The organism is Paraburkholderia sp. GAS32 (genome assembly GCF_050434225.1).
Classification (GTDB): Bacteria; Pseudomonadota; Gammaproteobacteria; order Burkholderiales; family Burkholderiaceae; genus Paraburkholderia; species Paraburkholderia madseniana.
The window spans coordinates 1-12,528 of sequence record NZ_JBNPVS010000097.1 but is presented as its reverse complement, the minus strand read 5'-3'; the positions used below and the strand labels follow the sequence as shown (position 1 = coordinate 12,528).

General features: G+C 61.2%; 12 protein-coding genes and 2 pseudogenes. 4 read left to right on the top strand and 10 right to left on the bottom strand.

Going from position 1 to position 12,528, the window contains the following annotated elements; genetic code table 11:
* Positions 1-227: 227 nt before the first annotated feature.
* Together P3T25_RS47710 and P3T25_RS47705 are read right to left on the bottom strand one after the other, a co-directional pair.
* The gene (locus P3T25_RS47710; RefSeq protein ID WP_321951904.1) at positions 228-434 is read right to left on the bottom strand and encodes a hypothetical protein; all 207 of its coding nucleotides are present in this window, start codon (positions 432-434) and stop codon (positions 228-230) included.
* Between the two features lie 202 nt (positions 435-636).
* Complete coding sequence (locus tag P3T25_RS47705) at positions 637-915, bottom strand: HU family DNA-binding protein (RefSeq protein ID WP_429364656.1); 279 nt, start codon at positions 913-915, stop codon at positions 637-639.
* A gap of 835 nt (positions 916-1,750) precedes the next feature.
* Here P3T25_RS47705 and P3T25_RS47700 point away from each other — a divergent pair.
* Complete coding sequence (locus P3T25_RS47700; RefSeq protein ID WP_429364654.1) at positions 1,751-2,158, top strand: transposase; 408 nt, start codon at positions 1,751-1,753, stop codon at positions 2,156-2,158.
* Between the two features lie 11 nt (positions 2,159-2,169).
* Positions 2,170-2,610 (top strand): hypothetical protein, encoded by a 441-nt coding sequence (locus P3T25_RS47695; protein WP_429364652.1) that lies wholly within the window; start codon positions 2,170-2,172, stop codon positions 2,608-2,610.
* A 275-nt stretch (positions 2,611-2,885) separates the two neighbouring features.
* Here the strand turns inward: P3T25_RS47695 and P3T25_RS47690 are convergent, their stop codons facing one another.
* Positions 2,886-3,170 carry a DUF4148 domain-containing protein gene (locus P3T25_RS47690; RefSeq protein WP_097391517.1) on the bottom strand — a complete coding sequence of 95 codons (285 nt, stop codon included), beginning with the start codon at positions 3,168-3,170 and terminating at the stop codon, positions 2,886-2,888.
* 147 nt (positions 3,171-3,317) lie between these two features.
* Between P3T25_RS47690 and P3T25_RS47685 the strand changes: the two genes are divergently transcribed.
* On the top strand, positions 3,318-4,301 hold the full coding sequence (locus P3T25_RS47685) for a serine hydrolase (RefSeq protein ID WP_429364649.1): 984 nt from the start codon (positions 3,318-3,320) through the stop codon (positions 4,299-4,301).
* A 110-nt stretch (positions 4,302-4,411) separates the two neighbouring features.
* Here the strand turns inward: P3T25_RS47685 and P3T25_RS47680 are convergent, their stop codons facing one another.
* The 5 genes from P3T25_RS47680 to P3T25_RS47660 form a co-directional block, all read right to left on the bottom strand.
* On the bottom strand, positions 4,412-5,119 hold the full coding sequence (locus P3T25_RS47680; protein ID WP_429364647.1) for a sensor histidine kinase: 708 nt from the start codon (positions 5,117-5,119) through the stop codon (positions 4,412-4,414).
* A gap of 45 nt (positions 5,120-5,164) precedes the next feature.
* Positions 5,165-5,824 carry a Crp/Fnr family transcriptional regulator gene (locus P3T25_RS47675; protein ID WP_429364645.1) on the bottom strand — a complete coding sequence of 220 codons (660 nt, stop codon included), beginning with the start codon at positions 5,822-5,824 and terminating at the stop codon, positions 5,165-5,167.
* A 509-nt stretch (positions 5,825-6,333) separates the two neighbouring features.
* Positions 6,334-7,743 (bottom strand): ATP-binding protein, encoded by a 1,410-nt coding sequence (locus P3T25_RS47670; RefSeq protein ID WP_429364643.1) that lies wholly within the window; start codon positions 7,741-7,743, stop codon positions 6,334-6,336.
* 7 nt (positions 7,744-7,750) lie between these two features.
* A complete protein-coding gene (locus P3T25_RS47665) occupies positions 7,751-9,418 on the bottom strand; it encodes an FAD-dependent oxidoreductase (protein WP_429364641.1) in 1,668 nt (555 codons plus the stop codon).
* A gap of 306 nt (positions 9,419-9,724) precedes the next feature.
* Positions 9,725-9,865: a hypothetical protein gene (locus tag P3T25_RS47660; protein ID WP_429364639.1), complete on the bottom strand. Its 141-nt coding sequence runs from the start codon at positions 9,863-9,865 to the stop codon at positions 9,725-9,727.
* Between P3T25_RS47660 and P3T25_RS47655 the strand changes: the two are divergent.
* A pseudogene (locus P3T25_RS47655) lies at positions 9,806-10,914 on the top strand (transposase); the annotation flags it as partial. The gene P3T25_RS47660 and the pseudogene P3T25_RS47655 overlap by 60 nt on opposite strands.
* 41 nt (positions 10,915-10,955) lie before the next feature.
* Here P3T25_RS47655 and P3T25_RS47650 read toward each other — a convergent pair.
* Positions 10,956-11,480, bottom strand: a pseudogene (locus tag P3T25_RS47650) (P-loop NTPase fold protein); the annotation flags it as partial.
* 346 nt (positions 11,481-11,826) lie between these two features.
* Positions 11,827-12,327 (bottom strand): H-NS family nucleoid-associated regulatory protein, encoded by a 501-nt coding sequence (locus P3T25_RS47645; protein WP_429364658.1) that lies wholly within the window; start codon positions 12,325-12,327, stop codon positions 11,827-11,829.
* Positions 12,328-12,528 lie beyond the last annotated feature (201 nt).

Genomic DNA, 12,528 nt, shown 5'->3' with positions numbered 1-12,528 from the left:
GCTTAATGCTGTGCGCGAGCGGAGTGCGGTGAAAGTCGCACGCTCCGTTCTTCGGGGGCCCTGTGTCCGGGAGGACATGGGGCTACCCTCTTAAAGCCGCATCCACACCCACGTGGATACGTCACTCGCGTCAAGGTTGCGGCCATCGTTTCGGGTTGAAACTGGAAGTTCGTCCTGGCGTAATCAGCTGGTGGTTTGGAACCCACTCAACTGAAGGCAGCGTGCGACTAGAAAAGTTGGGCGCCAAGCTCCCGCAGGCTGTTCCACTTGACGGTGCTGACGAAGGTCCTGCCCGTCGTATCGAGTGACTCGATCATCGCGCGCTGCCCACGCGCTTCTGCAATCACGCGCACGATGCGCATGCGGTAGCGCAACAGCGCACCGATCGGTGGACACAGCGGCTCCCGCCTGCTGCGCGATCGTTTCTTTTCCATACGGCTGTCTATGTAGATATGCAGCGAATCGCAGGGACCGCGGTACATCGCGGCATCTCGCCACCGATGCTACCAGGCCGACTTGCCCAGGTCCAGGCTCTATGCGCATTCACGTCCACTCCCTGTCGCCTCCCAACGGTAGGGGCGACGTGGCCGGCTGCGTACGGCCGGGAGGAACCCGGCCGATGGCTTGTGCCTGGTCTCAGCCGCCGATCACCGCATCCTTGAATGCCTTGCCCGCCGTGAACTTGACGGTCTTCGCCGCAGGGATCTGGATCTCGGCCCCGGTGGCCGGGTTGCGACCGAGCCGCGCGGCACGCGCACCGGTGGAAAACGAGCCGAAGCCGATCAGTTGCACCGTCTTTCCCTTCGTCAGCGCGCCGGTGATGGCCGCGATCACCGCGTCAATCGTCTCGCCCGTCGCGGCCTTGCTGTCTCCGGTCTTCGCGGCGACTGCATCCACCAGTTCCTGCTTGTTCATTGTGACTTCCTCGTTGTGGTTGAAATCTCGTCACCCTACCCGATCGGCGCGCCTTCGCGCAATCGGCACGCAGCCGCATGTGGTCCGCGACAGGCCCGTCGTCCTGTCGTGCCGGGCACGCACCGAGTGAAGTCACCTGGGGAATCTGGCCCGCGCACGGTCCAGGACGCGGACCGCGAAACGTCAACGGCCGGGTTCTGTGCCGGAGGCCCAGTCTTTCCCGAGGGTCGACCGGCGCAAACCGCCGAGCACGTCTCTGCGTTTTCAACGTCTTCTATTGCGCGTGGCCGCGCGCTTCGCTGCTGCGGTCACACCATGTCAATCCAGTCCCGCGTCCTCAGGTCACGCGTAGGCGCACCGCGTCATCACGCCAGGTGCCATCCGGTGACCTCATCCGGTTCATATAAGGGCCAGTGTCACGAAATGAAGGGCATGATAGCTCTGTTCAGGCCTTCATTTGCAGTCGGCCGGATCAACAGGCAACACCAAATTTGCTTCCGTTGCACGACCTCTGCAGTCCCGTGCGTGCAGCGGCCACGTTCATGTCGACCGAGGGCTTTCGACGATCACGGCTCGTGGGTTCGCGCCTTTGGGGCCACCCACCGCTAACGCACCCCTCTCGTGCTAATCCCCAGTAATAGGAATGCATTTAATGGCGCATCAGTGCGGCGATAATCCGCGGTCTCCGCCGCACGCACGCATGACCTGGCTGGCACCGGACCAACTGGTTGCGGGTTTTCTGAGGGGGTTAAATTTGTCTGCGGGCCGTACGAGGACTGAATCTGGTTATCTGCACAGCCAGATCGGTTAAAGTCCGGATTTGTGGATGTTACGGATGGCTGGAAGTCAATGCGGGCAAGCGATTCCAACGAAATTGAGCGTTGAGCAGTTCGAGCAATTTGTCTTGCCGCATCTGAGCCGGGGTCGACGCGGTCCGGCACCGACGTTGGGGTTGCACAAGATCTTCAACTACATCCTGCAGTCGCTGTACATGGGATGTCAGTGGAAGGCGCTGCCGATTGAAAGGAATGCCGCAGGTCGTCCTGAAATCCACTACACGCGCATCTATCGGGCGTTGCGGCGATGGCAAGCCGACGGCTGCATCGACGCGATTTTCGCAGGCTCGGTGTACAGGCTTCATCAGGACCAGCTCCTGGACCTCACGGTCATTCACGGCGACGGCACGACCACTGCCGCGAAGAAGGGCGGCGACAACCTGGGGACAGCGGACACAAGCACCTGAAAGGCGACAAGGTGGTCGCCTTCTGCGATCGCCGCTGCAACGTGATCGCGCCATTCGTTTCTGCCCCGGGCAACCGCAACGAATCGCCGCTGTTGCGTGACGCGCTGCCCAGACTCAGCCACATGGCCCGCGCCATTGGCATGGACCTGCAAGGCTCAACGGTCAGTCTGGACGGCGTCTACGACTGCCGGGCCAACCGCAAGGCGATTTTCAACCGTGGCATGATTCCCAACACTCCCGAAAACCCGCGTGGACGTAAAACGTCGAAGCGGGGCCGCAAACTGCGCTTCGATCCAGCCATTTTCGAGGAGCGCTTCAGGACCATCGAGCGGATCTTCGCCTGGGAGGACAAGTTCCGGCGCCTGCTGCTTCGATTCGAGCGCTTGAGCCCGGTCCACTATGCATTCAAGACCCTCGCTTACACGATGATCAACATGCGGCACTACCGCTGACGATCAGCGCTGGTGCGAGCACCATGGCGATGGCGCAGCGCGCCATGAAGCCTCACGTCCATTTCATCTGTCATCCTGACAAATTACCGCTAGAAATAGCATAACGATCGCTCCTTTTCACACCCCGAACCGCCTCTGCGCACTCACGCCACATCGCTTCACTGCCTTCAGTCTGAGCTAGAGTGAAACCCGCAACCAGTTGATTGCCAGAATCACGACGCTACGTTTTGCGCGGTCCGGAAAATTGCGCATTGATACGATCCGGTTGTCCCCCGTCATTTGCTGGGTACACCCGATCCTGACGAACCGCCAACCGCGGGACCGTAGCCGGTTTGGGCCGGCACCGTGCCGTTCTGCGCTGCGACGCGCGCCTGCGCGGCGCGGATATCTTCCGGATAGTTAGGGTCACGGCGGCCGGGATTGTAGCCGGCCTTTTCGAGTTGCGTCAGTTCTGCTTTCACCTGTTCCCGTGTGACAGTCGAACTGGATTGCTGAGCGAACGATACGGCCGGAGCGGCCAGAACCGAGATGGCAACGAGTGCATAGACCAATGATTTCATGATAGCTGACCTCCAAGGACGAAATCTGTCCTCCTTCGCACACTCATTCCTGCAGTGAGCAACTACAGTTTAGTTGTTAGGGACGATCCTGCACGTTGGACCCGTAATCACCTGTTCGCCTGATTGAAGTCCCAGGGTGTGATTGAAATGAAGAAACTCGCCTGCGTGCTGCTTCTCGCCGCCGCACCGCTCGTGACGTCGGCCGGGACGCCGCTCCTCTATTCCCGCAGCGCGATCGCGTACGACGTCGGGCGCGGCGAAGTCCTCCTAGAAAAGAATCCTGACGAAGTTGAGCCCGTCGCTTCGCTCACCAAGCTGATGACGGCGATGGTCGTGCTGGACGAAGCGCAGGCATTGGGGGAAACACTGACCATCGACGATGCCGATATCGATCGGCTCAAACATTCGGGCTCGCGTATCCCGGTCGGTGCTGCGCTCGAACGCGAGGAGATGCTGCGCCTTGCGCTGATGTCGTCCGAGAACCGCGCGGCCTCCGCGCTATCGCGCGCGTTTCCAGGTGGTCAGCCTGCCTTCATCCAGAAGATGAACGACAAGGCGCGCGCGCTGCACATGGCCGATACGCACTTCGACGATCCGACGGGGCTCTCACCTGACAACCTCTCCACCGCGCGTGACGTCGTGAAATTGGCGGATGCCGCGTCCCACTATCCGTTGATCGGCGCATTCACGACACTTCCGCATTACGAGGAAGCGATAGGCAGCAGAACGAGGTTGTATCGGAACACCGACCCTGTCGTCGATTGGCCGGACTGGGACGTTCAGCTCGCGAAGACCGGTTATACCGACGAGGCAAGACGCTGCATCGTGGTCGAAGCCAACATGCCGAATGGTCAGGTGATTATTGCGCTCCTCGGCGCGAGGTCTTCCCGGGCTCGTTCGGCGGACCTGGTCACGATCCGCCGTTGGCTGAACGGCGACGAAACGCCCGTCGTCATGCCGCCCATGTATTACGCGGGCGCGCAGCATCATCACCATCGAATGCTCACCCGATCGAATCGCGTCAAAGTGCGGCTCGCAGCGTATCGGGCAGGATCCGTTTCCAGTGCGCGGCGGCCGAATGTCGAGCACCATACTGGCAAGCGGCACCGCCGCGGGTCGTCAGGCGTCTAGTTCCAGTAAATGTCGCGCTGCGACTGTAACGATTTACGCGGTTTTCTGTCGTCAAATGCTGTTCCAGTGTGCATCCATCGCGCGAGAATCCCGACCCAGGGTCCGTCAAGTCAAGCGACACCTGTCCCCTTGCACCCCAGCGGCAGCCTCACCCTATTGGTCGTTTCGGCGGGACGCCAGCTTGCCTGAATCGTCCCGCCGTGCCGATTGACGACGATACGGTAGGCGATATGCAGACCCAGCCCCAAGCCCCGCCCCTGCGCTTGACTCACGGGCTTCGACGTAAAGAAAGGCTCGAACAGGTGCGGCAACGCTTCCTGCGGAATGCCGGGCCCGGTGTCGGTAATCTCGACCGTCGCGCAGTCCGCATTGTGGCGCGTGCGGATAGTCAGGTCGCCGCGCCCGTTCATCGCCTCGATCGCGTTCTCGACAATCCTGGTCCAGACCTGATTGAGTTCGCTGCCATACACCTGCAGGCGCGGCAGGCTGCGGTCGTAGTCGCGGATGATCGCAACGCCCGGCTTCAGTTCGTGCGCCATCACCGTCAGTGTATCCTCGATGCCATCGTGGATGTCGATCTCCTGCTGCGGTCCCTGATCCATGTACGAGTAAGCCTTCATCGCCTTCACGATCTCCGAGATCCGGATCGAGCCGCGCATTGCTTCGTGCATCACCGAGCGATGCTCCAATACCTGAGCAATCCACCGGACGGCTGGATCGAACTGCTCCGCGTTCAGACCAGCAGCCAACTGCCCGAGGTCATCGGGCGCGATCCCATGGGCGACAAGACACGGAGCAGCCAGCCACGGCTTTGCCACGCGATGGACAGCGAGCCAGTCGCCGAGCCGCGTTTCCGCTTCGCTTTACCGCAACGAGCCCGCAGCGCCTGCGCAAGCTTGCGATCCGTTGCTTCCCGGCAGGGCTCTCAGCGCTTCCACGGCATCCCGTGGCACGGCACTCGCGCCAAGTGCCAACGCCGAATGCTCGAGCGCCGCGAGTCCGGCGAGCAGGTGGTCGAGCGCACGCGTGACGACCGAAGCGGGATTGTTCAACTCGTGCGCAAGCCCGGCCACGAGCTTGCCCAGTGCATCGAGCTTCTCGCGATTGCGCCCGGCCGCTTCGAGTGTGGTGAGCCAGTCGATCATCCAGCGGATGATGACTCGGTTGAAAGGGTCGCACGACGTGAACAAATCGCGGAAGGCTGCTTCCGGAAGCAGCGCGAGCCGACAATCGGTTGCGGCCCTGAGCGTCGCTGGATAGGGAATCGAGGCAATCATGCATGGCGTGCCCAGGATCTCCGGCGCAACGAAGCGCTCGCTCGGAAGATGTCCCTCGGCACGTCTCGTCGCCGTCACCTCTCCGTCGAGCAGAATGAACAGGCTGGAGCTTATCTCGCCTTCTTCGAGGAGGACGTCGCCCGCCTCGACGGTGAACCCGGTCAAGTTATCGCACAGCCATTGAAGCCGTTCCGGCGGAAGGTCCGCAAACACCGGTACCCTGCACAGCTTGTCGAGTTCGATCATGGTTCGCTCCCTCCCGACTACAGGAATATTCCCTAGGGAACCGGCGCGCACTTCCCCGCATCCGGTCCCGACCACCGGGTCCGGATCGTCGATGCGCATCGCAAACCTGATGGCGAGCGCTGGAACCATCATACCGGGCGTTGAGCCAGGATACGCGTGAGTCTGCAGCTATGCCGACCGTGTGATTGCGATCTGAATTCAGCGTTACAACCGCCGTTGCCCCAGGTTGAGCCGGGAGGTGAAATCGCCAGCGGCGAAGTTCGCGATAGCCGCCTGAAATGCGCAGCCTCAGCCTGGTCAGTATTTTGAACCAGGTCAGTGAAGCGATGCCACGCGGCAACGCGTGCGGCGAGGTGTTTCAGGGCGTATCACGCAGGCCGAGCTTGAAGCAAAAGTATCCGCACACGGCGCAGCTGATGACCGCCGCCGGGAATATGCGACCCTGAAAAAGCGATTTTATTTTCTCCATCGCGCGATCTTGCGCGACCACCTCGCCAACGTGAGAGAACTCACCGGCTCACGCCGCCCGCACCTTGCGAGACGAGCGGCAGCCGCACCCGAAACGTCGTCTTGCCCGGCTGCGACTCCGCGCTGATCGCCCCGTTATGCCGGTTGACGACGATCCGGTACGCGATGTCGAGGCCGAGGCCGCAGCCCTTGCCGAGCGGCTTCGTCGTGAAGAACGGCTCGAACAGCCGAGGCTGGATCTCGAGCGGAATGCCCGGCCCGTCGTCGGTGATCTCAACGACAACGCTGTCGCCCTCCCGGTGCGTGCGTATCGTCAGGTCGCCACGCCCGTCCATCGCGTCGGCGGCATTGTCAATGATGTTGGTCCACACCTGATTGAGTTCGCTGCCGTAGACCGACAGCCGCGGCAGCGCTCGATCGTAGTCGCGTGTGACCATGATGCCGTGCTTGAGCTTATAGCGCATGATCATCAGCGTGTCCTCGATGCCTTCGTGGATGTCGACTTCCTGCAGCGGTGCCTGGTCCATGTACGAGTACGCCTTCATCGCCTTGACGATCTCCGAGATCCGGCCTGCGCCGCGCCACGCTTCGTCGGCGAGGGAACCCAGCTCGAGCGTCGCGGCGAGCCAGCGGATCGCCGCGGAGAACTGCACCGAAGTCAGGCGCCCGGCAAGCGGGGCGAGATCGCCGGCTGCGATCCCGGCTGCCGCGAGACACGGCGCGACCAGCCACGGAGTCGCGACGCCGCGTTCGGACACCCAGTCGCTGAGCCGGTCCTCAGCCTCGTTCTGACGCAACGGGTCCTGCGGCCCCGGCTCGGTAGCCGACGCACGGCGGGCCGACCACGCGTCGAGCTCGCCCATCACGTCGGCCGGCACCGCGCTGTCGATCACGACACGGACCGTGTCACCCAACGTGCCGACCGTCTCGCGGGCGTGATGCGCCGCGCGCGCGACGGCTGCCGCCGGATTGTTCAGCTCGTGCGCGAGGCCAGCGGCAAGCGTGCCCAACGCCGCCAGCTTTTCACGACCGAGAATGAACGTGTCATACGCATTGATGCGCGCGAACATCGAACGGAAGATCATCTTACTGAACGGCTCGCAGTCCATCAGCAATTTGCGGAACACCGGCTCCGGAAACACAAGGACGCGGCAGTCCGACCCTGCCGTGATAGTTAGCGGCAGCGGGATTCCCGAAAGCAGCGACGCTTCGCCGATACACACCGGCGCCTGCCGGCGGTCGTCAAAAACCTGTTGTGAGCCCACCCGTTTCCAGACCAGGAACTCACCCTCGACGAGCACATAGTGTCTCGTCACCTGTTCCCCTTCGTGCAGCAGCACGTCTCCCTTCGCGAGCTCGAGCTCGCTCACGTTGCCGGCCAGCCATTGCCGCTGTTCCGGCGAGAGCGCGGCAAAGAGCGGCATCTCGAACAGCGCCCGCAGATCGCTCATATTTTGCTCATAGGTTGGCCAGGTACTGGTGGATGAAGTGCACGCTGATCGAGCCCTCGCCGACGGCCGCCGCAACGCGCTTGATCGAATCCGCGCGCACGTCGCCGGCGGCGAAGATGCCCGGGACGCTGGTCTCGAGCAGGAACGGTTCGCGCTCGAGCTGCCAGGCAGCCGGGGCCGGCCGCCTGCCGTCCTTCCGCAGCGTGCGGCCGGTCATGAGAAAGCCGTGCTCATCGCGTTCGACAACGCCATCCAGCCAGTCCGTGCAAGGCACCGCGCCGGTAAAGACGAACAGGCCGCTTGCCGGAACGACCTCGGTGCGGTCGGTGTTGAGGTCGCGCAGTGTAATTTCTGCGAGGTGGCCTTGTCCCGCGACGCCCTCGACGACCGTGCACGGACGTACCCGGATGTTCGGCATCTCGCTGATCTGCTCGAGAAGGTAGCGCGACATGCTCGAGCTCAGTTCCGGCCCCCGGCACAGCAGCGTCACCGTGCGCGCGTACTTGCTGAGGACCATCACGCCCTGCCCGGCCGAGTTGCCCGCGCCGACCACATACAGGTCCTGGTTCGCGCAGGCGAGCGCCTCGGCCATCACTGCGCCGTAGTACACGCCGGCGCCGGTCAACTCCTCGATTCCGGTGGCCTCGAGCTTGCGGTATGAGACGCCGCTCGCGACCACGAGCGCGAGGCAGCTCAATTCGGCACCGTCAGACAGCTTGACGAATTTGTACGGTGCCTCGACGCGCAGCCCGACAACCTCCCGCGTGAGGATCATCTCGGCACCGAAGCGCTTCGCCTGCGTCAACGCGCGCCGCAACAGCTCCGCGCCGCTGACCCCGGCGGGGAATCCGAGGTAGTTGTCGATGTGCGAACTGGTGCCGGCCTGGCCGCCGGGCGCTTCGCGTTCGACGATCGCAACGCGCAATCCTTCCGATGCGCCGTAGACCGCCGCCGCGAGTCCCGCCGGGCCGCCGCCGACGATCACGAGGTCGTAGAACGGCGTCGTCGAGTGCGTGCTGATGCCGACCTGCTCGGCGAGCTGCGCGCTGCTGGGCCGGCTCAGCACGGTTCCGTCCTCGAAGATCAGCACGGGGAGCTGCCGCAGCGACGGGCTCAGAGCGTCGAGCAGCGTGTCGGCCTCGTCGTTGCGTTCGACATCGAGCCAGCGATAAGGGATATGGTTGCGCGCCATGAAATCGCGCAACTGGTGCCCCTGCGGCGACCAGCGGTGATCGATCACCCGCACGCCCTGAAACGCCGGGTGGAACGAAGCCTGCCAGTCGTTCAGCAGATCGTCGAGCACCGGGTAGAAGTTCTGCTCCGGCGGGTGCCATGGTTTGAGCAGGTAATGATCGAGATGCACCGTGTTGATCGCCCGGATCGCCGCGTCGGTGTCAGCGTAGGCGGTCAGAAGCACGCGCTTGGCCTGCGGGAACAATGCGATCGCCTGCTCAAGGAATTCGATGCCGCTCATCTGCGGCATGCGCTGGTCCGCGAGGAACAGCGCCACCGGGTGGTCCTGCACGCGCAGTTCCTGGGCCGCTGCGAGCGCTGCCTGTCCGGAGTCGGCGCGTACGATCTGGTAGTGCTCGCCGTATGCGAGCCGCAGGTCGCGCGCGACCGCCCCGACCACGGCCGGGTCGTCGTCGACGGCGATGATGACGGGCTTTTCCATTGCGTTGAGGGTGCAGCTGGATACTCGCCGGCTCGAATGAAGCGACAGAAAACGGTACGCTCCGCTCGATCGCGCACGTTGCGCCGCGTTACCTCGCTGAATTAACATTCTAGACCGTCGCGGTGCCAGTTGATCGTTCAACCGATTGCGGCGATGAAGCGGAACTTCCAGCGACGGGTCGCAGTATTCGTCACGTAAACCGTACAGACGCACCGGGCGCGAGGTCCGGCATGACCGTGGGGCGTCACATAGAGGTACTGGCGATGCATTTGTCGCGACGACGACCTTGGGTCCCTCGAATGTCTCCTAGAAAAGGATTGAAAAAGTCGCCTGACCCGCGAATTCACAGGTATCCTGGAACACATCGATCGACGGGAGTACATCGTCATCATGGGTCTGGGTGCCGGGCAGGACATGCTCTTCTACCCATTCAACCTCGATAGTCATGTGCCTCGTACGTATCTGCTGCGCGGCATCGATCAGGTTCTCGTTCTGGGTGATCTTCGACAGCGTCTCGCGCCGTTCTACAGCCCGATGGGCCGACCATCGATTGATCCAGAACTCATGATCCGCATGCTGATTGTGGGCTACTGCTTCGGCATCCGCTCCGAGCGCAGGCTATGCGAAGATGTGCATCTGAACCTCGCCTATCGATGGTTCTGCCGCCTGGGTCTGGAGGACGACGTACCCGAACATTCGGCGTTCTCCAAGAATCGTCACGGGCGTTTCCGTGACAGTGATGTGCTGCGTCACGTGTTCGAGTCGGTCCTGAGCCGATGCATGACCGAGGGGCTCGTGAAGGGCGAAGGATTTGCCATTGACGCAAGTATCATCAAATCCGATGCGAGTCGCTTCAGCGCAGTGCCGGGAACTCGGCCTGTTGACTGGGGGCATGTCGCTGGACAAAGTCGCGCCGTACGGGAATATCTCCGTGGGCTGGAGGAAACCAATCCGGTGAGCCCAGACGCGGTAGAGCCATCAGGGCCATCGTTCTTTGCCTACTCGACCAATTATCTGATCGATTTGCATGCGGGGATCATCATAGACGTCGAAGCGACGCCCGCGAACCGATCACACGAAGTGCACTCGACAAGGACGATGATCGACCGGGTGGAGCGGCAGTATGATCTGAAGCCTCAACGGCTCGTCGGCGACACTGCGTATGGCTCTGCAGCGTTGCTTGACTGGATGGTCACGCAGAAGGAGATTGCCCCCCATGTTCCGGTCTGGGACAAAACCACACGCAAGGACAACACATTCTCCAGTAGCGAGTTCTATTGGGACGAGTTGGCCAACGAATATCGTTGTCCTGCGGAACGCGCGTTACGCAGTGATCGGCGCCAGTTCAAAAATCACGCACGCGCATTACGAAGGCAGACACGATCATCTGTCGGGCAAGCCAGTTCGACTGTGCCGGTTGTTCGATGAAGGATCGCTGCTGCCCGAATACGCCCATGCGCAAAATCACCCGTAACTCCTTCAAATTCGCAGCAGATTCCCTCAATCCCGCCACCTGCTCGAGTTCCTGGTCAGCACTGTTACCCGTTAGGTGATTTATGAATACTTGCTGCATGGCGCCATCTACTTGGGGGATGACAAAAGGAAGTTGAACAAACTTGTCCATAAACCTCCAGCCGATGGGAATACGTGCATCACTGGGAAGATTTGCGGTCATATCTCTATGAGCAAATTGAAGCGCCGCCGCAACCATCTCGGCATCCATTCCTAAAACAAAACAACAGTCCGGGAAGTCTCCAGCCAGGAAAAGATTTACGGCTTCCAATACATTGGCGACCTTGGAAGGCGAGCATCGGTCTAAATCATCAATGAATATAACCAGACCATTGTCGGTCGGCAGACTGTTAAACACACGCCGTAAGTCCTTCTCTACTTGATGAACGAACCCAAGCTCTTGGGAGTATTTCGGAACCTCAACGAGGTCCTTCAGTACTTCCGAAATCGGTTCCTGTTTGATTTTCTGGTTTGCAACAACTCCTTTGACGACAATAAAGGTGCTGGAAAACAAACCTGTCGAAATCCAAAGTTTCGCAGCGAGCGGCATCGCTTCTGCAAGCCAACCGTCTCATGGACGCAGAGACCCGGGCGGTGCTGGCCTTTTTGCCTTGCAGCCCCTCCTACAAGCGCGGTCGATTGCATGATGACGGTTCCTTCAATGGTTGCCACGCACGAGCGAATGCCAAATTGCATCGTCTGCGACGACGGCAAGGAATTCTATTCAGATGCGTTCGACAATCTTTGCGATTTGAATGACACGACCATAGATTTTCGCCCAACGCATGAATCGAGATTTGTCGGGGTCATCGAGCGGCAGTTCAGCACGACCAACACGCTGTTTACTGACAACCTTGTCGGGAAAGCGAGCTCTGAGTGCTCGCTTTCCCGTTCGCTTAAGCAGTCGCAGCTTCCGTCGCGACCGCGACATTCGTCGTCGTGCCCACCTTTTGGGCGCCAACCAATTTCTTCGCCGGTGCCTTCTTCGCTACCGCCGTCTTTGTCGTGGGCTTCTTCGCAACGGCTTTCGGCTTGCTCGCAGCGCGAGAATCCGTAACTCCGCTAACGCCAGTAATCAGAAACTTTGACCGGTCCTTGGCACCAGCAAGCCACGCCGGGGCGGGTCCACGTCCGCTCCAGGTCGCACCGGACTTCGGGTCTCGATACTTAACCGGCTGCGGACCTTTTGGCTGACCCTTCGTAGAAGTCGCACCAACCGACGTTGACGACTTCTTGCCCGCAGCCTTTGACTTGCCCTCAACGCCAGCGGTGGCCGCAAGAGTCACTTCGGCGCCATCTGCAATCAAAAATTTGCTTCGGTCCTTGACGTTAGCAAGCCACGCTGGCGCTCTCCCGCGGCCACTCCATGTCGCGCCCGATGTTGGGTCCTGATACATTGCCGACTGTGGACCGCGAACGTAAGCTCCCGCTGACTTCGCCTCCTTGGCTGGCAGCGGCTTCACTGCGGCCGTATCCGTATCGACCAGGTATTTGTCGCGGTTCTTAGTCTTACTGTGTCATATATCCTGAGGACCACTGCTTCGATGAATGGTGCAAGCGTTGCGTGAGCCGTAGTCCGAGCAAGATGCGCAACGTAG

Coding starts and splice junctions, on each gene's coding strand:
- P3T25_RS47710 (WP_321951904.1), bottom strand. CDS start 434: ATGGAAAAGAAACGATCGCGCAGCAGGCGGGAGCCGCTGTGTCCACCG.
- P3T25_RS47705 (WP_429364656.1), bottom strand. CDS start 915: ATGAACAAGCAGGAACTGGTGGATGCAGTCGCCGCGAAGACCGGAGAC.
- P3T25_RS47700 (WP_429364654.1), top strand. CDS start 1,751: ATGGCTGGAAGTCAATGCGGGCAAGCGATTCCAACGAAATTGAGCGTT.
- P3T25_RS47690 (WP_097391517.1), bottom strand. CDS start 3,170: ATGAAATCATTGGTCTATGCACTCGTTGCCATCTCGGTTCTGGCCGCT.
- P3T25_RS47685 (WP_429364649.1), top strand. CDS start 3,318: ATGAAGAAACTCGCCTGCGTGCTGCTTCTCGCCGCCGCACCGCTCGTG.
- P3T25_RS47675 (WP_429364645.1), bottom strand. CDS start 5,824: ATGATCGAACTCGACAAGCTGTGCAGGGTACCGGTGTTTGCGGACCTT.
- P3T25_RS47670 (WP_429364643.1), bottom strand. CDS start 7,743: ATGAGCGATCTGCGGGCGCTGTTCGAGATGCCGCTCTTTGCCGCGCTC.
- P3T25_RS47665 (WP_429364641.1), bottom strand. CDS start 9,418: ATGGAAAAGCCCGTCATCATCGCCGTCGACGACGACCCGGCCGTGGTC.
- P3T25_RS47660 (WP_429364639.1), bottom strand. CDS start 9,865: ATGACTATCGAGGTTGAATGGGTAGAAGAGCATGTCCTGCCCGGCACC.
- P3T25_RS47645 (WP_429364658.1), bottom strand. CDS start 12,327: ATGTATCAGGACCCAACATCGGGCGCGACATGGAGTGGCCGCGGGAGA.